At 77.0% G+C, this 19,401-nt stretch carries 21 protein-coding genes; 11 read left to right on the top strand and 10 right to left on the bottom strand.

From position 1 onward, the window contains the following. Positions 1 to 5: 5 nt before the first annotated feature. From JD79_RS13675 to JD79_RS13660, 4 genes are all read right to left on the bottom strand, one after another. Complete coding sequence (locus tag JD79_RS13675) at positions 6 to 335, bottom strand: TraR/DksA family transcriptional regulator (RefSeq protein WP_110005967.1); 330 nt, start codon at positions 333 to 335, stop codon at positions 6 to 8. Continuing rightward, positions 325 to 900, bottom strand: a complete 576-nt coding sequence (locus JD79_RS13670; protein ID WP_211307970.1) for a class I SAM-dependent methyltransferase — start codon at positions 898 to 900, stop codon at positions 325 to 327. The genes JD79_RS13675 and JD79_RS13670 overlap by 11 nt, the downstream gene beginning before the upstream one ends. Positions 901 to 1,007: 107 nt before the next feature. Continuing rightward, a complete protein-coding gene (locus JD79_RS13665) occupies positions 1,008 to 2,276 on the bottom strand; it encodes a YibE/F family protein (RefSeq protein ID WP_110005966.1) in 1,269 nt (422 codons plus the stop codon). Positions 2,277 to 2,338: 62 nt separating this feature from the next. Further along, positions 2,339 to 2,800 carry an STAS domain-containing protein gene (locus tag JD79_RS13660; RefSeq protein WP_110005965.1) on the bottom strand — a complete coding sequence of 154 codons (462 nt, stop codon included), beginning with the start codon at positions 2,798 to 2,800 and terminating at the stop codon, positions 2,339 to 2,341. Positions 2,801 to 2,965: 165 nt separating this feature from the next. On the opposite strand from JD79_RS13660, the gene JD79_RS13655 reads away from it, so the two are divergent. From JD79_RS13655 to JD79_RS13630, 6 genes are all read left to right on the top strand, one after another. Further along, on the top strand, positions 2,966 to 3,466 hold the full coding sequence (locus JD79_RS13655; RefSeq protein WP_110005964.1) for an Hsp20/alpha crystallin family protein: 501 nt from the start codon (positions 2,966 to 2,968) through the stop codon (positions 3,464 to 3,466). Between the two features lie 95 nt (positions 3,467 to 3,561). After that, positions 3,562 to 3,933: a helix-turn-helix domain-containing protein gene (locus JD79_RS13650; protein ID WP_245900082.1), complete on the top strand. Its 372-nt coding sequence runs from the start codon at positions 3,562 to 3,564 to the stop codon at positions 3,931 to 3,933. Between the two features lie 31 nt (positions 3,934 to 3,964). Then, positions 3,965 to 4,276, top strand: coding sequence for a metal-sensitive transcriptional regulator (locus tag JD79_RS13645; RefSeq protein ID WP_110005963.1), 312 nt, complete (start codon positions 3,965 to 3,967; stop codon positions 4,274 to 4,276). A 29-nt stretch (positions 4,277 to 4,305) separates the two neighbouring features. Further along, positions 4,306 to 4,515, top strand: a complete 210-nt coding sequence (locus JD79_RS13640) for a heavy-metal-associated domain-containing protein (RefSeq protein ID WP_110005962.1) — start codon at positions 4,306 to 4,308, stop codon at positions 4,513 to 4,515. 28 nt (positions 4,516 to 4,543) lie between these two features. Further along, positions 4,544 to 5,437, top strand: coding sequence for a hypothetical protein (locus JD79_RS13635; RefSeq protein WP_110005961.1), 894 nt, complete (start codon positions 4,544 to 4,546; stop codon positions 5,435 to 5,437). After that, entirely contained in the window at positions 5,434 to 7,656 is a 2,223-nt protein-coding gene (locus JD79_RS13630) for a heavy metal translocating P-type ATPase (RefSeq protein WP_245900081.1), read from the top strand. Before JD79_RS13635 ends, JD79_RS13630 begins: the two co-directional genes overlap by 4 nt. A gap of 6 nt (positions 7,657 to 7,662) precedes the next feature. On the opposite strand, the gene JD79_RS13625 is transcribed toward JD79_RS13630, so the two are convergent. Both JD79_RS13625 and JD79_RS13620 read right to left on the bottom strand, forming a co-directional pair. Continuing rightward, on the bottom strand, positions 7,663 to 8,592 hold the full coding sequence (locus JD79_RS13625) for a M56 family metallopeptidase (RefSeq protein WP_110007697.1): 930 nt from the start codon (positions 8,590 to 8,592) through the stop codon (positions 7,663 to 7,665). 1 nt (position 8,593) lies between these two features. Then, positions 8,594 to 8,959, bottom strand: a complete 366-nt coding sequence (locus JD79_RS13620; RefSeq protein ID WP_110005960.1) for a BlaI/MecI/CopY family transcriptional regulator — start codon at positions 8,957 to 8,959, stop codon at positions 8,594 to 8,596. 178 nt (positions 8,960 to 9,137) lie between these two features. Between JD79_RS13620 and JD79_RS13615 the strand changes: the two genes are divergently transcribed. The 3 genes from JD79_RS13615 (at position 9,138) to cydC (ending at position 15,114) form a co-directional block, all read left to right on the top strand. Then, entirely contained in the window at positions 9,138 to 10,703 is a 1,566-nt protein-coding gene (locus tag JD79_RS13615; RefSeq protein WP_110005959.1) for a cytochrome ubiquinol oxidase subunit I, read from the top strand. A gap of 9 nt (positions 10,704 to 10,712) precedes the next feature. Further along, on the top strand, positions 10,713 to 11,729 hold the full coding sequence (gene cydB / locus JD79_RS13610; protein WP_110005958.1) for a cytochrome d ubiquinol oxidase subunit II: 1,017 nt from the start codon (positions 10,713 to 10,715) through the stop codon (positions 11,727 to 11,729). 376 nt (positions 11,730 to 12,105) lie between these two features. Further along, a complete protein-coding gene (gene cydC, locus JD79_RS13605) occupies positions 12,106 to 15,114 on the top strand; it encodes a thiol reductant ABC exporter subunit CydC (protein WP_245900080.1) in 3,009 nt (1,002 codons plus the stop codon). A 202-nt stretch (positions 15,115 to 15,316) separates the two neighbouring features. Here the strand turns inward: cydC and JD79_RS13600 are convergent, their stop codons facing one another. Next, on the bottom strand, positions 15,317 to 15,655 hold the full coding sequence (locus JD79_RS13600) for a hypothetical protein (RefSeq protein WP_110005957.1): 339 nt from the start codon (positions 15,653 to 15,655) through the stop codon (positions 15,317 to 15,319). A 128-nt stretch (positions 15,656 to 15,783) separates the two neighbouring features. Then, positions 15,784 to 16,428 (bottom strand): hypothetical protein, encoded by a 645-nt coding sequence (locus JD79_RS13595; protein WP_245900079.1) that lies wholly within the window; start codon positions 16,426 to 16,428, stop codon positions 15,784 to 15,786. 19 nt (positions 16,429 to 16,447) lie between these two features. Between JD79_RS13595 and JD79_RS13590 the strand changes: the two genes are divergently transcribed. Beyond that, the gene (locus tag JD79_RS13590; RefSeq protein WP_110005956.1) at positions 16,448 to 16,684 is read left to right on the top strand and encodes a hypothetical protein; all 237 of its coding nucleotides are present in this window, start codon (positions 16,448 to 16,450) and stop codon (positions 16,682 to 16,684) included. Between the two features lie 133 nt (positions 16,685 to 16,817). Beyond that, the gene (locus JD79_RS13585) at positions 16,818 to 17,213 is read left to right on the top strand and encodes a nuclear transport factor 2 family protein (protein ID WP_110005955.1); all 396 of its coding nucleotides are present in this window, start codon (positions 16,818 to 16,820) and stop codon (positions 17,211 to 17,213) included. Positions 17,214 to 17,235: 22 nt separating this feature from the next. Here JD79_RS13585 and eutC read toward each other — a convergent pair whose 3' ends face one another. After that, positions 17,236 to 17,988: an ethanolamine ammonia-lyase subunit EutC gene (gene eutC, locus JD79_RS13580; protein ID WP_110005954.1), complete on the bottom strand. Its 753-nt coding sequence runs from the start codon at positions 17,986 to 17,988 to the stop codon at positions 17,236 to 17,238. After that, positions 17,985 to 19,400: an ethanolamine ammonia-lyase subunit EutB gene (locus JD79_RS13575; RefSeq protein WP_110005953.1), complete on the bottom strand. Its 1,416-nt coding sequence runs from the start codon at positions 19,398 to 19,400 to the stop codon at positions 17,985 to 17,987. The genes eutC and JD79_RS13575 overlap by 4 nt, the downstream gene beginning before the upstream one ends. Position 19,401: the final 1 nt, after the last annotated feature.

Here is a 19,401-nt window from a genome sequence, read left to right as displayed (position 1 = left end):
CTTCCTCAGGTCGCGCAGGTGATGCAGGTGCGGGCGGTCGGGCGGGCGTCGAGGCGCTCGGGGGCGATCGGCCGGCCGCAGGACTCGCAGCGGCCGTAGGTGCCGGCCTCGACGGCGGTCACGGCGGCGTCGACGTCGGCCAGCCGGCGGCGGGCCTGGTCGAGCAGCGCGGCCACCTGCTGGCGTTCGAAGGCGATCGTCGCGCCCTCCGGGTCGTGCTCGTCGTCGGCGTTCGACGCCTGCGACGCGGCGACGATGGCGTCGAACTCGCGGGTCAGCGCCTCGATCTGGGCCTGCGCGGCCGCGCGCTCGGCCCCGAGCCGGTCAGCGTCCACGGCGCAGCAGCCGCAGCGACCCGGTGCCGGGCAGCTCGGTGAACGCGCCCGATGCCAGCACCCGCCGGTACACGCCGAACGGTGCCTGGCCGCCGTCGGCGGGGTCGGGGAAGACGTCGTGGATGGCCAGCGTGCCGCCGACCGCGAGCTTGGCCACCCAGGCGTCCTGGTCGCGGCGGGCGGACTCCTCGGTGTGGCTGCCGTCGAGGAACAGCAGCGCCAGCGGCGTCGACCACAGCGGCGCGAGCACCTCCGACCGCGTGACGACGGCGACGACGACGTCCTCGGCACCGGCGTCGGCGATCGTGCGGCGGAACCGCGGCAGGGTGTCCAGCAGCCCGACGGCGGGGTCGACCAGCGACGGGTCGTGGTACTCCCAGCCGGGCTGGTGCTCCTCGGAGCCGCGGTGGTGGTCGACGGTGACCACCTGCCGGCCGGTCTCGCGCGCCGCGGCGGCGAGGTACAGCGCCGACTTGCCCATCCAGGAGCCGATCTCCAGCAGCGGGCCCGGCACGCCGACCGCGCGGGCGGCCTCGTAGAGGGCATGGCCCTCGTCGTCGGGCATGAAGCCGGGGGCGGACCGGGCGGCGGCCAGCAGTCGAAGGACCCCGTCCCCCTCCCGCCTCGCGAGCTCGGCGCGAGCCTCCGGACGGGGCCGGGAAGCGCTCGTGTTCACCGGGCGAATCTCGCACGGAGCGACGACAGGCCCCGCTCCGGGGCGCCGCCGGCCGCCGTCCCGGCGGCGGTGGCGAAGAACGCGCCGACCGCCGTCGTCACCGGGACCGCGAGCACCAGGGCGATCGCGCCGACCAGGATCCGGATGACCTCCTCGGACACCACCGTGCTGGTCAGCGTGATGCCGGCCGGCCGCGTGTAGACCTCGAAGAGCAGCAGCAGCGGCAGCGCGGCCCCGGCGTAGGCGAAGACGATCGTGTAGACGGTCGAGGCGATGTGGTCGCGGCCCACGGTCATGCCGCGGCGGTAGAGCTCGCGCCACCCCATCGCCGGGTCCACCTCGTGCAGCTGCCAGATCGCCGAGGCCTGCGTGATGGTGACGTCGTTGAGCACACCGAGCCCGGCGACGACGACCCCGGCTATGACGAGGCCGGAGAAGTCCAGCGTCGGGTCGTAGGTCCCGAGCTGCACGGTCTCCTCGCTGGTCAGGCCGGTCAGCTTCGCGACGCCGACCGCGACGGAGCCGAGCACGGTCACCAGCGACAGGCCGAACAGGGTGCCCACCAGCGCGGTCGTCGTGCGGGCCGACAGGCCGTGCGCCAGGTAGAGGACGACGAACATGATCGCCGCCGACCCGACCAGGCTGACCAGCGTCGGCGAGGACCCGGCGAGCAGCGCGGGCAGCACGAACTGCAGCAGGACGACGAACGCGAAGGCCAGGCCGACCAGCGCCGCGAGCCCGCGCAGCCGGGCCACCGCCCCGACGACGACGGCGAAGGCCACGGCGAGCACGACCATCGGGGTGGTGCGCTCGAAGTCGGAGAACTGGTAGTCCGGCCCGCCCTCGGCGCCGGGGTCGCGGGTGAGGACGATCGTGTCGCCGTCGGCCACGCCGTTGGCCACGACCTCGGCCGACAGGTCCACCTGCTGGTAGTCCCCCGCGCCCTCGCCCTCGAGCACCTCGACGACGGCGGTCGCGCAGGTCGCCTGGGCGGTGCCCTCACCGCCGCACGGCAGCGTCTGCACCGAGACCACGCGGGCGTCGGCGTAGCTGGTGCCCGCCGGCAGGAAGGTCGCGGCGACCTGCTCGGCCCGGGTGGGCTCGCTGCCGGGCCAGAGCACGACGAGTCCGACGACCGTGGCCAGGCCCACGGGCACCAGGAGCAGGAGCATCAGCCGGACCGCGCGGCGTCGCCGGGTCAGCGTCTCCGGGCTCGGGGGCGGGGCGTCGGGGTCGGGCCCGTGGCTGTGGGTGTGGGGCGGCACCCGGCCAGGCTAGGAGCAGCTGCCACCCCGCTCCCGCCCGACACCGCGGTCAGGCGCTGTGGTCAGGCGCTGCGGCCGTCGGGGCCGTCGGGGCGCCGCGACTGCGCGCCGGACGTCGGGGCGCCACCGGCGTCGGCCGGCCCGGCGCCCTCCTCCACCACCTCGAAGCGGCGCCACAGCCCGGTGAGCTGCAGCGGCCGGGCGACGGCGGGCGGCGGGTCGACCAGCGCGACGGTCACCGCGCGCGGCGAGGTCATCCGCTGCAGCTGCACCAGCACGGCCATGCCGGCGGAGTTCATGTAGGACACCCCGCCCAGGTGCAGCTCCACCCGCGACAGGGTGGGCACCGACAGCATCTGGTCGGTGACGGCGCGGACCAGGGGCCGGCGCGCGGCCTCGGTCAGCTCGCCGGTGACGGTGAGGGAGCTGACGTCACCGTCGAGGCCGACGTCGACCCGCGGCTCCCCCTCGTGCGCCCCGGTGTCGGGTTCGGCCGGTCCACCGGTTCCTCGGTGCGCGTCCATGTCCGGGGTCTGCCCGCGTTGCCGCCCGTCCATGCCTGCCCGGGAACAAGTTCGGCCGCAGGATGTTTACAAGGGTGCGCAACCGAGGTAATCTCCAGTTGCCACTAGAGGTTGTGACCTCGGGCAGCGAACTCCACACCGGATCTCCCAGGAGGTTCACCAGTCATGATGCTGACCGCGTACGACCCGTTCGCCGCCACGAACGCCGCCTTCCGCGCGCTGGACCAGCTCACCGGCCGCACCGGCACCGCCCGGCAGCTGTCGGGCATGCCGATGGACGCCTACCGCGTGGGCGACAAGTTCGTGGCCCACTTCGACCTGCCGGGCGTGGACCCGGGGTCGATCGACCTGTCGGTCGAGGGCACGACCCTCACCGTCAGCGCCGAGCGCTCGGTCCCGCAGCTCGAGGGCGCCGAGTGGGCCGTCGCCGAGCGCCCCTACGGCGCCTACACCCGGCAGCTGGTGCTGGGCCGCAGCCTCGACACCGACCGGCTCGAGGCGAGCTACCACGACGGCGTGCTCACCGTGAGCATCCCCGTGGCGGAGAAGGCCCGGGCCCGCAAGATCACCGTGACCCGCGCCGATGTGCCGGCCGCGGTGGAGAGCCGCACCATCGAGGGCGAGTCGTCGTCCGCCCAGGGCGAGACCAAGGCCGTCGAGAGCTGATCGGCGAGCCGATCGGCGACCGCACGCGGGGCCGGGCCGGTACGGCCCGGCCCCGCGCCGCATCTGCAGACCGTCCCGGCGAGGAGGTGGACCCCGTGACGACCGACGGCACCCCCGAGCCGGTCGACGCCCTCCGGCGACTCGACGACCCCGACTTCCCCGCGCTGACCATGAGCCAGGCCGCCGCCCTGCTCGGCGTGCAGGCCGCCTTCCTGCGCAGCCTCGACGGCTCCGGCGTCCTCCAGCCGCACCGCTCCCCCGGCGGCCACCGCCGCTACTCGCGCCACCAGCTCGTCCTCGCCGCTCGCCTGCGCGGCCTGCTCGACGAGGGCCACACGCTCGCCTCCGCCGAGGTCATCCTCGGCCTGCAGGACGAGCTCGCCGACGAGCGCGCCACCACCGCGCGGCTGCGCGACGCCGTCGACCGGCTGCGCTCCGGGCAGGACGGGGACCCTCAGCCCGCCTGACACCCCTGGGGGGTAGGGGTACAGTGGCGGTGTGACCGATCCCGAGAGCGCTCCCGGCCACGTCCACGGCTATCTCCATCGCAAGGACGACCACCTGAAGCGACTGCGCCGCATCGAGGGCCAGGCCCGCGGGCTGCAGCGCATGGTCGAGGACGAGAAGTACTGCATCGACATCCTCACCCAGGTCTCGGCGATGACGTCGGCCCTGCAGTCGGTCGCGCTGAGCCTGCTCGAGGAGCACCTGTCGCACTGCGTCGCCGAGGCCGTCGCCAGCGGCGGCCCGGAGGCCGACGCGAAGGTCCGCGAGGCCTCCGCCGCCATCGCCCGCCTCGTCCGTTCCTGACCCCCACCCCCGTTCCGGAGGACCCCGCCATGAGCACCGCCACGTACACCGTCACCGGCATGACCTGCTCGCACTGCGTCACCGCGGTCACCGAGGAGGTCAGCGGCCTGCCCGGCGTCACCGACGTCCGTGTGGACCTGCCCAGTGGCGGGCTGACCGTCACCAGCGACGCCCCCCTCGACGACGACGCCGTGCGCGCCGCCGTCGAGGAGGCCGGCTACGAGGTCGCCGGCCGCTGACGCGGCCGGCCTGCGAGGGAGGACGACAGTGCGCACCGCCACCCGGGTCGCGGCCACGCTCGTGGGCGCCGCCGCCGTCCTGGGCGCGGGCTGGGGCGCCGGGGCGCTCGCCGGCCCGGTCGGGCAGCCGGCTGCCGCCGGGGACCACGGCGGCGAGGACCACGGCGGCGAGGACCACGGCGGCGAGGACCACGGCGGCGAGGACCACACGGCGGTCCCCGGCCTCCCCGCCGGGCTCGCCGTCTCCGCCGAGGGCCACTCCCTCGACCTGGCCGACGACGCGCTGCCCGCCGGCGCCGCCGTCCCGCTGTCCTTCCGCGTGCTCGGGCCCGACGGCGCACCCGTGACCGCCTACGAGACCGTGCACGAGCAGGACCTGCACCTGGTCGTCGTCCGGCGCGACCTCACCGGCTACCAGCACCTCCACCCCGTCCTCGCGCCCGACGGCACCTGGACGGCGACGGTGGCGCTGCAGCCCGGCCCGTGGCGGGTGCTGGCCGACGCCACCCCGACCGACCTCGGGCACGACCTCGTGCTCGGCGCCGACCTCGCCGTCGGCGGCGCGTGGGAGCCGGTCGCGCCGGCCGCGCCGTCGGCGACCGCGGAGGTCGACGGCTACACGGTCACCCTCGACGGCGACCTGGTGGCCGGCGAGGAATCCGAGGTCGTCCTCACCGTGACCCGCGACGGCGTCCCGGTCCCCGACCTGCAGCCGTACCTCGGGGCGCGCGGCCACCTGGTCGCGCTGCGCGCCGGCGACCTCGGCTACCTGCACGTGCACCCGACCGGCGGGTCCGGCCCGGAGGTCCGCTTCGCCGTGCGGGTGCCCGCGGCCGGCGACCACCGCCTGTTCCTCGACTTCCGCCACGGCGACGTCGTCCACACCGCCGCCTTTCCCCTCACCGCCCGGAGCGCCTCGTGACAACGCAGGTCGAACTGTCGATCGGCGGCATGACCTGCGCGTCGTGCGCGGCCCGCATCGAGAAGAAGCTCAACCGGCTCGACGGCGTCACCGCCACGGTCAACTACGCGACCGAGAAGGCCCGCGTGAGCTTCGGCGACGGCGTCGTCCCCGAGGACCTCGTGGCCACCGTCGAGAAGGCCGGCTACACCGCCGCGCTGCCCGTGCCGCCAGCCGAGGACGACGTCCCCGAGGCCGATCCGGACGCCGGTCTGCGACACCGGCTGCTGGTCTCGGCGGCGCTCAGCGTGCCGGTGGTCGTGCTCGGCATGGTCCCGGCGTGGCAGTTCGAGTACTGGCAGTGGCTGTCGCTCACGCTGGCCGCGCCGGTCGTCGTCTGGGGCGGCTGGCCGTTCCACCGCGCCGCCTGGACCAACCTGCGGCACGGCGCGGCCACCATGGACACCCTCGTCTCGCTCGGCACCGCCGCCGCGTTCCTGTGGTCGCTGTACGCGCTGTTCCTCGGCACCGCCGGGGAGCCGGGCATGACGCACCCCTTCTCCTTCGCGGTCTCCCGCGGCGACGGCAGCGGCGACGTCTACCTCGAGGCCGCCGCCGGCGTGACGACGTTCCTGCTGGCCGGCCGGTACGCCGAGGCGCGCGCCAAGCGGCGGGCGGGGTCGGCGCTGCGGGCGCTGCTGGAGCTGGGTGCCCGCGAGGTGTCGGTCCTGCGCGGCGGCACCGAGGTCCGCGTGCCGGTCGCGCAGCTGCACGTCGGCGACCTCTTCGTCGTCCGCCCCGGCGAGCGGGTGGCCACCGACGGCGAGGTCGTCGAGGGCTCCTCGGCGGTCGACGCCTCGGTGCTCACCGGGGAGTCGGTGCCCGTGGAGGTCGGCCCCGGTGACGCCGTCGTCGGTGCGACCGTCAACGCCGGCGGCCGGCTCGTCGTGCGCGCCACGCGCGTCGGCGCCGACACCCAGCTGGCGCAGATGGCACGGCTGGTCGAGGAGGCACAGAACGGCAAGGCGCAGGTGCAGCGGCTGGCCGACCGGGTGTCGGCCGTCTTCGTGCCGGTCGTGCTCGGCCTCGCCCTGGCGACCCTGGGCTTCTGGATCGGCACCGGCGCGGGCATCGCCGGGGCGTTCCCGGCCGCCGTCGCGGTGCTGATCATCGCCTGTCCGTGCGCGCTCGGGCTGGCCACGCCGACCGCGCTCATGGTCGGCACGGGCCGCGGCGCGCAGCTCGGCATCCTGGTGCGCGGCCCGGAGGTCCTGGAGTCCACGCGGCGGGTGGACACCGTCGTCCTCGACAAGACCGGCACGGTCACCAGCGGCCGGATGGGCCTGACCGGGGTCACCGCCGCCGACGGCGAGGACCCCGGCGAGGTGCTGCGCCGCGCGGGCGCGCTCGAGGACGCCTCGGAGCACCCGATCGCCGCGGCCGTGGCCGCCGCCGCCCGCGAGCGCTGCGGGGAGCTGCCGGCCGTCACCGGGTTCCGCAGCGAGGCCGGGCTGGGGGTGCGCGGCACCGTCGAGGGCGTGCCGGCCGTGGTCGGCCGGCCGTCGCTGGTGGGCGCGCTGCCCGCGGAGCTGGCCGCGGCGGTCGCCGACGCCGACGCCTCCGGGCGCACCGCGGTCGCCGTCGGCTGGGACGGCGCGGTGCGCGGCGTGCTCGTCGTCGCCGACACGGTGAAGCCGACGTCGGCAGCCGCCGTGCGGCAGCTGCGCGACCTGGGGCTGCGGCCGGTGCTGCTGACCGGCGACTCGGCCGCCGCCGCCTCCGCGGTCGCGGCGGAGGTCGGGATCGAGGACGTCGTGGCCGAGGTGCTGCCGCGGGAGAAGGTCGACGTCGTCCGGCGGCTGCAGGCCGAGGGCCGGACGGTGGCGATGGTCGGCGACGGCGTCAACGACGCGGCCGCGCTCGCCCAGGCCGACCTGGGGCTGGCGATGGGCACCGGCACCGACGTCGCCATCCAGGCAAGTGACCTCACCCTCGTGCGCGGGGACCTGCGCGCCGCCGCCGATGCCGTCCGGCTGGCCCGCCGCACGCTCGCGGTGATCAAGGGCAACCTGTTCTGGGCGTTCGCCTACAACGTCGCCGCGCTGCCGCTGGCGATGGCCGGGCTGCTGAACCCGATGATCGCCGGCGCCGCGATGGCGTTCAGCTCGGTGTTCGTCGTCACCAACAGCCTGCGCCTGCGCCGGTTCGCCCCCCTGCCCGGCAACGAGCGGCCCGTCTAGCGCTCCCTACAGGGCCGGGGCCAGGAGCAGGACGGTCGGGACGAGCAGGAGCAGCCCGGCGGTCAGCAGGGCGGCGGCCCTGGCCGGCGCGGGCAGCGGCGGTGGCGGGTCGAGCAGCCGGACGACGCGGGCGCCGACCGCGCTGCCGCCCACGGCCAGCGCGCCGTCGGGCACGCCGCCGCCCGCTCCCCCGGCGGCGACGACGATCGCCTGCGCGAGGGTCCGGCGCGGATCGGGCACCGCGAGCGAGGCCAGGGCGCGGTCGTCGGCGCGCATCTCCACCAGCTCGCGCACCGCCGCGTGCGCCCGGGCGGCCGCGGGCAGCACCGGCAGCGCCGCCTCCCACGCCACGAACGGCAGCAGGTACAGGTGGTGGTGCTCGGCCAGGTGCGCCCGCTCGTGCGCCACGACGGCGGCCAGCTGCCCGTCGTCGAGCTCGGCGACCATGCCCGAGGACAGCACCAGCAGCGGGCGGGCGCCGGGGATGCAGAACGCCACCGGCGCGGGGTGCTCGAGCAGCCGGGCGTCCGGGACGGCGGCCGAGGGCTGGACGACGAGCTCGAGCAGCTCCCGGTGCCGGCGGCGGGTGCGGGCGGTGCGCACCCACGACAGCGCGAGGACGCCGAGCAGCTCGGCGGCGAGGACCGCGGCCAGCGTCAGGGTGACCCAGTGGTCGCCGCGGACGGGATCGCGGGCCGGGTGCCCGGTGAGCACCGCCCAGCCGGCCTCGGGCAGCGAGTGACCCCACGGCGCCAGACCGTGCACCAGCAGCGCGCCGATGATCGACAGGCCGCCGGCCAGCCCGATCGCCTGCCAGCAGACCAGCGCGACCAGCGGGTCGCGCCGCGGCCAGCGGGCGCGCCCGAGCAGCGCCGGCACCGGCCAGGCGAGCAGCGCCGCGAGGACCGCCAGCGCCGCGGCGGTCGCGGGCAGCACGTCAGCGGGTGCGGGCGTCCGGTGCACTCCCGTCCAGCAGCTGCCGCAGGAGGCGGGCCTCCTCGGGGTCGACGCCGCCGACGAAGCGGGCAAGCACCGCCTGCCGGTCGCCGGCCTGGCCGAGGACCTCGTGCATCAGCTCGGCGGCGTGCTCGGCACGGCTGGCGCGCGGGCGGAAGCGGCGCGGCCGGGCGTCGTCGTGCTCGACGAAGCCCTTGCCCTCCAGCCGGGACAGCACGGTGTGCACGGTGGTCAGCGCGAGGTCGCGGTCGGCCAGGGCGTCGCGCAGCTCGGTGGCGGCCACGGGCCCGTCGGCCGCCCACAGCACGTCCATGACGGTGCGCTCCAGGTCCCCCAGCGACGCCACGGCTGCTCCTCCCGGTCGACGGTCGTCCTCTACACAGCGTAGAACGGGCGCCGGAGGGAGTGCACGGACGCTGTCGCACACCTCACCCAACGCGTTCTACGAGACGTAGAGAAGATGTTCTACGAGGCGTAGAAAGGAGTCGTCGGCCGGTCGCGCCGGCAGGTGAGGAGCAGTCGCCGTGGACGTCCTGGACATCGCCCGCTGGCAGTTCGGCATCACGACCGTCTACCACTTCCTCATGGTCCCGCTGACCATCGGCCTGGGGATCCTGGTCGCGGTCATGCACACCATGTGGGTGCGCAGCGGCAAGCCCGAGTGGCTGCGGATGACCCGCTTCTGGGGCCGGGTGTACCTGGTCAACTTCGTCCTCGGCGTGGCCACCGGCCTGGTGCAGGAGTTCCAGTTCGGCCTGGCCTGGAGCGAGTACTCGCGCTTCGTCGGCGACGTGTTCGGCTCGCTGCTGGCGATGGAGGCGCTGCTCGCCTTCTTCCTCGAGTCGACCTTCCTCGGCCTGTGGATCTTCGGCTGGGGCCGCATCCCGAAGAAGCTGCACCTGGCCGCGCTGTGGGCCGCCGTCGTCGGCTCCATCGTGAGCGCGTACTTCATCATCGCGGCCAACTCGTGGATGCAGCACCCGGTCGGCGTCACCGTCGGCGACGACGGCCGCCCGCTGCAGGTCGACTTCCTCGCCGTCCTGACCAACAACACGGCCCTGGCCGCCTTCAGCCACGCGATCGTCGCGGCGCTCGTGGTCGCCGGCGCCCTGCTCGTCGGCGTCGGCCTGTACCAGCTGCGCCGGCGGACGCTGGCGCAGCGCCCGACCACCGACGTCGACTCCGCCGTCTGGCGCCGCTCGGTCCGCCTCGGCGGCTTCGTCTCGCTGGCCGCGTTCGTGCTCGTCGCCGTCACCGGCGACTGGCAGGGCAAGCTCATGTACCAGCAGCAGCCGCTCAAGATGAGCTCGGCCGAGGCGCTGTGCGAGACCGAGGCGCCGGCGCCGTTCTCGGTCTTCGCCTGGGGCAAGCTCGGCTCCAACGAGTGCGACGACGTGCACAGCTACACGGTCCCGGGGCTGCTCTCCTTCCTCGCGCACAGCGACTTCTCGACCGCCGTCCCCGGCGTCGACGATCTGCAGGAGGAGTACTCCGAGGTCTACGGCGCCACCTACCCCGACGACCCGTCCTTCGGCGACCGCGCCGGCCAGGCCATCGACTACACGCCGGTGCTGGCGGTGACCTACTGGAGCTTCCGGCTCATGATCGGCATGGGCGCGGTCTCGGCCGGGGTCGCGGCCTACGCGCTCTGGTCGACCCGCCGCGGCCGGGTGCCGACGTCGCGGATCGGCGTGTACGGGTCGCTGCTGGCCGTCGGCGCGCCGTTCGTGGCCAACGCGACCGGGTGGATCTTCACCGAGATGGGCCGCCAGCCCTTCGTCGTCTACCCGAACCCCGACGTCCCGGTCGGCGAGCAGGTGTACTACTTCACCGCCCAGGCCGTCTCCCCCGGCATCACCGCCGCCGAGGTGTGGACCTCGCTGGTCAGTCTCGGCCTGCTCTACGGCGCGCTGGCGGTGGTGGAGCTGTTCCTCCTCGTCCGCCTGGTCCGCGGCGGCGTCACCACCGGCGACACGACGCCGACCCCGCCGGCGGTGGGCGGCTCGCGCCGGGACGACGGATCCGACGACGACGACCCGCGTCCCGGCGACGACCGGTCCGACGACGACGTCCTCTCCTTCGCCTACTAGGAGCCCCCCATGGACCTGCAGACCCTGTGGTTCGCCGCCGTCGCGGTGCTGTGGACCGGCTTCCTGCTGCTGGAGGGCTTCGACTTCGGCGTCGCGGCGCTGCTGCCGGTGCTCGGCCGGCGGACGGCGGACCGGCACCTCATGCTCCGCACCATCGGCCCGGTGTGGGACGGCAACGAGGTGTGGCTGATCACCGCCGCCGGCGCGGTGTTCGCGGCCTTCCCCGGCTGGTACGCCACCTGGCTGCCGGCGCTGTACCTGCCGTTCGTGCTGGTGCTGCTCGGCCTGATCGTGCGGGCGGTGGCCTTCGAGTGGCGGCACAGCTCCCACGACCCACGGTGGGACGCCACCTGGACCCGCGTCATCACCGGCGGCTCGCTGGTGGCGGCGGCCGGCGTCGGCGCGGCGCTGGGCGCCACCACGCTCGGCCTGCCCGTCGACGGCGACGGCACCCGCGTCGGCGGCGCGTTCGCCGGCCTGGGCTGGTCCTCGCTGCTCGGCGCGGCGGCGGTGGTCGGCTTCTCGCTGGTGCACGGCGCGCTGTTCCTGGCGCTCAAGACCGACGGCCCGGTGCGGCTGCGGGCGCGGGCGTTCGCGCTGCGCTGGTCGCCGGTGGCCGCGCTGCCGCTGCTGGCGTGGGCCGGGCTGGTGCAGCTGCGCTCGGGCACGGCGGTCACCGCGGTGCTGTGGCTGGTCGCCGCGCTCGCCGTCGTCGTCACCTGGACCCGGGTGCGCCTCGACCGCGAGGGCCAGGCCTTCGCCGGCTGGGCCACCGTGCTGCTCGCCTCGGCGGCCGCGCTGTTCGGGTCGGCGTTCCCGGTGGTCGTCCCCTCGACGATCGACCCGGCGTTCGACGTCACGATCGCGCAGGCCTCGGTCAGCGACTACACGCTCACCGTCATGACCTGGGTGGCCGCCGTCGGCCTGCCGGTGGTGCTCGCCTACCAGGCCTGGACCTACTGGGTGTTCCGCCGGCGCCTCACCGCCGAGCCGTCGCACGACGACGCCGCGCAGGTGGCCGCGTGACCGCGGGGATGGCCGTTCCTGCCGCTCCACGGGCCCGCGGGCCGCTCGCGCCGCTGGCCGGGGTGCCGGGCGTGCCCGCTGCGCTGGCCCGGGCCGCGGCGGCCGCCCTGGGCTCGACGGCGGGGCTGGTGCTGCTCGCCGCCGGGCTGGCGCACGCCGTCGCGCGGGCGGCGGGCACGGCCGACGGCGGGGTGCTCCCCCCGCTCGCGCTCGCCGCCGGCGGGGCGGTGCTGCGCGCGGTCGCCGGCACCCTCGGCGAGCGGGCCGCCGCCCGAGACGCCCGCCGCGCCGAGGACGGCCTGCGCCGCGCCCTGCTCGGCCGGCTCGCCGCGTCCCCGCCGCCGTCGCCGCCGCGGGCGGCCCGGCACCGGCCGCGGTGCTGGCCACCACCCGGCTGGCCGACCTCGCGCCCGCGCTGGCCACCTACCTGCCGGCGCTGGCGCAGACGCTCGTCGTCCCGCCGGTGCTGCTGGTCGTGCTGGCCGCCACCGACCTGCTCTCGGCCGGCCTGGTCGCGGTCACCCTGCCGCTGGTCCCGCTCTTCCTGGCGCTGGTCGGGCTGGCCACCCGCGACGGCACCACCGGCGCCGCCCGGGCGCTGGACCGGCTGGCCGCGCACGTCGCCGAGCTGGTCCGCGGCCTGCCCGTGCTGGTCGGCCTGGGCCGCGCCGCCGACCAGGTCGCCGCGCTCGCCGAGCTGGGCGAGGCCACCCGCCGCCGCACGCTGGCCACCCTGCGGCTGGCCTTCCTCTCCGCGCTGGTGCTCGAGCTGATCGCCACGCTGTCGGTGGCGCTGGTCGCGGTCACCGTCGGCCTGCGGCTGGTGCACGGTGACCTCGGCCTCGCCGTCGGCCTCACCGCGCTGCTGCTCGCGCCCGAGGCGTTCGCCCCGCTGCGCGCCCTGGGCACCGCCCACCACGCCGGCGAGGCCGCCACCCTCGCCGCCGCCGAGGCCCGCGCGGTGCTCGCCGCGCCGCTCCCCGTCCCCGCCGGTGCCGACGACCGCGACGACCCGCGCGGCGCCGAGGTCGCCGTCCGCGGCCTCACCGTGCGCCACCCGGGCCGCACGCTCCCGGCGCTGCCCCCGACCGACCTGGCGCTGCGCCCCGGCGAGCTGGTGGTGCTGCGCGGCGCCAGCGGGTCCGGCAAGTCGACGCTGCTGGCGGCGCTCACCGGGACGCTCGACCCGGCCGCCGACGTCGCCGGCACCGTCACCGGCGTCCCCGCCGGCGGCGTCGCGCTGGTGCCGCAGCACCCGCGGACGACGGCGCCCACGGTGGCCGACGAGCTGCGCCGGCACGCCGCGGCGTCGCCCGGGGTGGACGCCGTCGTGGCCGAGGCGTTCGTCGTCGAGGCGCTGCAGCGGGTCGGCGCCGAGGCGCTGGCCGGACGCTCCTGCACCACGCTGTCCCCCGGCGAGCTGCAGCGGGTCGCGGTGGCGCGGGCGCTGGTGCGCGTGCGCCGCGGCGCCCGGCTGGTGCTGCTCGACGAGCCGACCGCCCACCTCGACGGGGCCTCGGCCGCCCGCGTCGCGGCCGTCCTGGCCTCGCTGCGCGGCACGGTCACGGTCCTGCTCGTCACCCACGACCCGGCCCTGGCGGCGCCGGCCGATCGCACGGTGACGCTGCCCGGGAGCGCCGTCCCCGCGTCCTCCCCACCGAGACCGCCAATCTCGGCGGCTCCGGCGCCCCATGGCGACGAGACCGCCGATCTCGGCGCGGGCGGGCAGGCCCCCACCGCCACGGCGACCGGGCTCGGCTGGCCGCGGCGCGCCCTGGTCCGCGCGGTCGCGGCCGGCACCGCCTCGGCCGGCGCGGGCGTGGCGCTCACCGCGGTGAGCGGCTGGCTGATCGTCCGGGCCGCGGAGATGCCGCCGATCCTCACGCTGATGGTCGCCATCGTCGGCGTGCGCGCCTTCGGCCTGGGCCGTGCCGCGCTGCGCTGGGTCGAGCGGCTCGCCGCGCACGACGCCGCACTGCGCACGGCCGCCGAGCTGCGGGTGCGCGTCTGGCGGGCCCTGGCCGCGCAGGGCGTGGCCGCGGACCGCACACCGGGCAGCGCGCTGGCCCGCGTGGTGGGCGACGTCGGCCTGGTGCAGGACCTCTCGGTGCGCGTGGTGCCGCCCGCGGTGGTCGCGGCCACCGTCCCGGCGCTGACCGTGGCCGCCCTGGCGCTGCTGTCCCCCGCCGCCGGCGGCGCCGCAGCGGCCGTCCTCGCGGTCACCGCCGCGCTGGTGCTCCTCGTGCACCGCCGGGTCGACGCCGGCGCCGCCCGCACCGAGGCCACGCTGCGGGTGTCGGCGCTGCGCGACGTCACCACGGCCCTCGACGGCGCCGCCGACCTGCGCGCCCACGGCCTGGCCGCGGCCACCGCCGCCGACCTCGCCGACGTCGCCGGCCGCCGCTCCGCCGTCGCCGCCACGGGCGCCCGGGCCGGCGCGCTCGGCACCGGCCTGGTCGTGCTCGGCACCGGCCTGGCCGCCGTCGTCGCCACCGCGGTCGGCGCGGCCACCGGCCTCGGCGGCCCGGAGGTGGCGGTGCTCGGCCTCGCCCCGCTCGCGCTGGCCGAGCCGCTGGGCGGCCTGGTCTCCGCGCTGCAGCGCCGCGGTGCCCTGGCCGACGCCCGCGCCCGGCTCGGCGCCGTCCTCACCGCCCCGGTGCCCGCCGACCCGGCCGACCCGCTCCCCGCGCCCGCGGCGGTGCGCGACCTCGCCGTCACCGGCGTGACCGCCGGCTGGCCCGGTGGCCCCGACGTGCTGCGCGGCCTGACCGCGCAGGCGGCCGCCGGCGACGGCTGGCTGGTGGTCCGCGGCCCGTCCGGCGCCGGCAAGTCGACGTTCCTCGCGGTGCTGCTGGCCGCCCTGCGGCCGCGGGCCGGCCGCTACGCCCTCGGCGGCACCGACACCGCCCGGCTGACCGGCGAGGCGGTCCGTGCCCGCACCGCCTGGCTGCCGCAGGACGCGCACGTGTTCGCCTCGACCATCGGCGCCAACCTGGCGCTGGCCGCGCCGCGCGGCGCGCTGACCGGTCCCGACGGCGAGGCGCGGATGACGGCGGCCCTCGCCGCGGCCGGCCTGGGCCCGCTGCTGGCCGGGCTGCCCGAGGGCCTGGACACCCCCGTCGGCGCGGGCGGCACCGCGCTGTCCGGCGGCGAGCGGCGCCGGCTCGCCGCCGCCCGCGCGCTCCTGGCCGACCGCGACGTCGTCCTCCTCGACGAGCCGACCGCGCACCTCGACCCGCCGACCGCCGCCGCCCTGGTGCGGGACCTGCGGGCCGCGCTGGCCGGCCGGGTGGTCGTCTGCGTGACCCACGACGACGCGCTCGAGCAGCCCGGTGACACGGTCGTCCGGCTCGGGACGCGGACCGGCGCCCTCAGCGCCACCTGACGAGGCCCGACCGGTCGGCCGGCACCGCCGCGACGTGGCTGCGCACCGTCTCGGCCCCCAGCACCAGGGACGCGGTGACGGACACGGGGACTCCCGGGTGCTGCCCGGGCGGCTCCCAGGGCGGACGGCGTCCAGCCTCGGAGCGCGGGCGCCCGGGCAGCTCCCCCGCGCGGGGGAACCCGCTCCGCCGCGCGGGGGGAGTTCAGGCGGTCGGAGCGAGCGGGTGGGCCCGGGCGCCGGGCGGGACCCGGCGCACCTCGAAGCCGGGGCTGCGCGGCAGCTGCGGGTCGACGACCAGCGGCACGCCGGCCGGCTCGCCGAGCAGGCGGTGCGCGGTCCCGTCCCAGCCGAGCTGCGCACACAGCCGGTCGGCCAGCTCCGGGCGGACGCGGACCTCGCGCGGCGGAGCGGCACCGGGCTCCCAGGCGACGGCGAGGAGGTCCCTCACCAGGCCGGTCGTCGGGCGGTGCGCCACGGCGGTGGTGACGGCGGCGGTGGTGACGGCGGCGGTGGCGGTGGGGTGGATCGCGAGAGTGGACATGTCCGGCCTCCTGGGCGGATCCCCGTGCTCTGCGACCTGTCTACCGCCGGGGTACGACAGTCCCGGTCCGCGCAGGCTCGTGCTCTGCCCCGCCACCAGGGGCAGAGCACGAGTGCCCGCCGGGCGGGTCAGTGACCGGCCGCGGGGACGTCGACCGGGACCTCCGGGCCGAGCGTGGCGCCCTGCAGCAGCCGCAGGTCGTCGCCGGACCAGAAGCTGCCCGGGTCGTACCAGTTGCGCGGCCGATCGGCCGGCAGCAGGCCCATCGCGGTGTACGTGGCCGCCACCAGCTCCGCGCAGAACACCGTCTCGGCGGCGGTGCCGCGCCGCAGCCGCCCGGTGAGCCAGCCGCGCACCAGCCCGCGGGTCGTCGGGAAGGGCCGGCCGTCGAACCGGGCGACGGTGCGCAGGACGGCGTCCTCCATCGCCGGGGTCACCCCGCCGTCGTCGGCCGGGCCGACCAGCTGGCGCAGCCACGCGCGCTGCCCGTAGCGCTGCCGCCAGGTGACCACGGCGTCGCGCAGGTCGTGCAGCTGGCCGCCGCGCTGGTGCTCGCCGGTCCAGGCGTCGGGCAGCGAGCGGCCCAGCTCGGCGTGCCAGAGCAGCGGCGGCAGGTCCTCGAGGACGACGGCCATGCCCACGTGGTTGACCGGCGCGTTGGTCACCGCCCGGATCGCGCGGTCGGCCAGCGAGGCGCCGCGGAACACCCAGACGTCGCCGGTGCGGGTCAGCTCGACCGCGTCGTCCAGGGCGAGGGTCCGCGGCGCGATCACGCGGCTACGGTAGGCGACCGTGCGGGTACCGGAGCGGGTCTGGAAGCTGCTCGGCCTGGCCGGGCTGGCCGGCGTGGCGGCCACCGGAGCGGTGCTGGTCCGCGGCGAGCGGCAGCGGCGCGCCTACACGCCCGACGACGTCCGCGCCCGGCTGCACCAGCGGCACGCCGCCGCGGCCGCCGTCCCGGGGCCCGGTGAGGAGCCCCCCGGGCCGGTCCGGCAGGGCCTCCGGTCGCGGCTGCGCCGGCGCCGCTGACGCGGGACACCCCCGCGGGAACGGACGGCGACCGCCACACCGGGCCGCGCGCCGGCCGCCCCTCCCGCTCCCCCGCCGGGTCGACACTGCTCGGGCCATCCACGGGGGATCCGTCCTCGGGAGGGACCGCACCGTGTCCGACCACCCCAACGTCGTCCGCATGCGCGAGGGCTACGAGGCCTTCGCCAAGTCGGACCTGGCCACGCTGACCGAGCAGTGGCGCCCCGACATCCGCTGGCACGAACCGGGGAACACGCCGATCTCCGGCGACTACGAGGGACCGCAGGCGGTCTTCGCGATGTTCGGCCGCCTCATGGAGATGACGGAGAACAGCTTCCGCGCCGACCCGGTCCTCCTGTGTGCCGACGACGAGCACGGCACCGCCCTGGTGCGGTTCACCGCCCACCGCGGGGACCGGCACCTCGACACGCTCGTCGCCCAGGTCGTCCGCTTCGACGGGGACGGGAAGCTGGCCGAGTTCTGGAACGCGCCGACCGAGCAGCCGCTCGTGGAGCGGTTCCTCGCCTGAGCGGCCGGCCCGGTGCTCCCGCTCAGCCCGCGCCGGGCGGGAGCACCGGCCCCTCGTCCTTCAGGGCCACGCCCGAGGCGCCCAGCTCGCGGGCGGCACCCAGCAGCGCGGCGACGGTGTCGGCGGCCTGCGCGTAGGACAGCCCGTGCGGCGGGCGGACGTTGGAGACGCAGTTGCGCTCGGAGTCCACCCGCCCCGGCCGCGGGTCCCAGGTGAGGTAGACGCCGAGGGAGTCCGCCGACGACAGCCCCGGCCGCTCGCCGATCAGCACCACCACCGCGCGCACGCCCAGGGCCGCCCCGACGGCGTCGCCCAGCGCCACCCGCGCCTGCGTGGCGACCACCAGCGGCGCCACCGACCAGCCGGGCAGCCGCTCGAGCAGCGCGGCCGCGAGCCCCGGCCCGTGCGCGTGCACCGCCCGCGGCGAGAGCCCGTCGGCCAGCACGACCGCGAGGTCGGCGCCGGTCGCGGGCAGCGTCGTCCCCCCGGCGAGCTGCCGGCCGAGGTCGGGGCGCTGCAGGTAGGTGGCCCGGTCGGTCGCGGCGGAGGCGACGACCAGCACCTCGCCGCCGAGGTCGGCGCGCAGCCGGTCGGCGTCCAGGGGCGAGTGGACGGCGTCGCGGGCGGCGGCGTGCGCGGCCCGGAACTCCAGCTCGCGGGCCGTGGGCAGCGCGTCCCCGGCCCGCCCGAGCGCCACGCGTGCCCGCGTGGCCGACCGCAGCACCGCCCACGGGTCGTCGCCTTCCGCGCGCGGACGGCGGTCCGGGCCGGTCACGGCGTCGCCGCCGCGAGGAGGGCCCTCGCCGCGGGTGCGTCGGCGGGGAGCTCGCGCACCCGGCCGTCGTCGCCGAGCAGGTCCATCCGGGCCAGCCAGGCCTCGAACTCCGGCGCCGGCCGCAGCCCGAGCACCGAGCGGGTGGTGAGGACGTCGGAGAACGACAGCGACTGGTAGTGCAGCATCACGTCGTCCGAGCCGGGGACGGCGATGACGAACGAGCAGCCGGCCGCGCCGAGCAGCAGCATCAGGGCGTCGGTGTCGTCGCCGTCGACCTCGGCGTGGTTGGTGTAGCAGACGTCCACACCCATGGGCAGGCCGAGCAGCTTGCCGCAGAAGTGGTCCTCGAGCCCGGCGCGCAGGACCTGCTTGCCGTCGTAGAGGTACTCGGGCCCGATGAACCCGACGACGGTGTTGACCAGCAGCGGGCGGAAGTGCCGGGCCACCCCGTAGGCGCGCGCCTCGAGCGTCTGCTGGTCCACCGGCCGCCCGCCGACGCCGAGGTGCGCGCCGGCCGACAGCGCCGAGCCCTGCCCGGTCTCGAAGTAGGTGACGTCCTCGCCCACCGTGCCGCGGCCCAGCGCCAGCGCGCCGGCGCGGGCCTCGGCGAGCAGGTCCAGGGTGACGCCGAAGCCGCGGTTGGCCTCCTGGGTGCCGGCCACCGACTGGAAGACGAGGTCCACCGGGGCGCCCTGCTCGAGGGCCCGCAGCGTCGTCGTCACGTGGGCGAGCACGCACGACTGGGTGGGGATCGCGTAGCGGCTGACGACGGCGTCGACGAGCTCGAGCAGCGCCACCGTGCGGGCCGGTGAGTCGGTGGCCGGGTTGATGCCGATGACGGCGTCGCCGGAGCCGTGCAGCAGGCCGTCGAGGATGGAGGCGGTGACACCGACCGGGTCGTCGGTGGGGTGGTTGGGCTGCAGGCGCGAGGCCAGCGTCCCGGGCAGGCCGAGCGTGCTGCGCAGCCCGGTGACCACCCGCGCCCGCCGGCCGACGGCGACCAGGTCGGCGGTGCGCATGAGCTTCGACGTCGCCGCGACCATCTCCGGCGTCAGCCCCGGCGCCAGCGCGCTGATCGACGCCTCGTCGCCGGCCGCCGCCCACGCGAGCAGCCGGTCGCGGAACTCCCCCACCGTCAGCGAGGCGACCGGCGCGAAGGCCCGCGCGTCGTGGGTGTCGAGCACCAGGCGGGTGACGTCGTCCTCGTCGTAGCCGACCACCTGCTCGTCGAGGAAGGTGGCCAGCGGCAGGTCGGCCAGCACGGTCTGGGCGGCCACCCGCTCGGCGGCCGACTCCGCGGCGCAGCCGGCGAGCACGTCACCGGAGCGCAGCGGCGTCGCCCTGGCCATGAGCTCCACGAGGGTCGGGAACTCGTACGTGTGCCCGGCCAGCGTCGCGCGGCGGACGGTCATC

It is taken from the genome of Geodermatophilus normandii (assembly GCF_003182485.1).
GTDB classification, from domain to species: domain Bacteria; phylum Actinomycetota; class Actinomycetes; order Mycobacteriales; family Geodermatophilaceae; genus Geodermatophilus; species Geodermatophilus normandii.
Note: the sequence above shows the minus strand (reverse complement) of the source record. Positions and strands in the feature narration are given on the sequence as shown.

Coding starts and splice junctions, on each gene's coding strand:
- JD79_RS13640 (WP_110005962.1), top strand. CDS start 4,306: ATGAGCACCGCCACGTACACCGTCACCGGCATGACCTGCTCGCACTGC.
- JD79_RS13600 (WP_110005957.1), bottom strand. CDS start 15,655: ATGTCCACTCTCGCGATCCACCCCACCGCCACCGCCGCCGTCACCACC.
- JD79_RS13655 (WP_110005964.1), top strand. CDS start 2,966: ATGATGCTGACCGCGTACGACCCGTTCGCCGCCACGAACGCCGCCTTC.
- JD79_RS13660 (WP_110005965.1), bottom strand. CDS start 2,800: ATGGACGCGCACCGAGGAACCGGTGGACCGGCCGAACCCGACACCGGG.
- JD79_RS13670 (WP_211307970.1), bottom strand. CDS start 900: ATGCCCGACGACGAGGGCCATGCCCTCTACGAGGCCGCCCGCGCGGTC.
- JD79_RS13575 (WP_110005953.1), bottom strand. CDS start 19,400: ATGACCGTCCGCCGCGCGACGCTGGCCGGGCACACGTACGAGTTCCCG.
- cydB (WP_110005958.1), top strand. CDS start 10,713: ATGGACCTGCAGACCCTGTGGTTCGCCGCCGTCGCGGTGCTGTGGACC.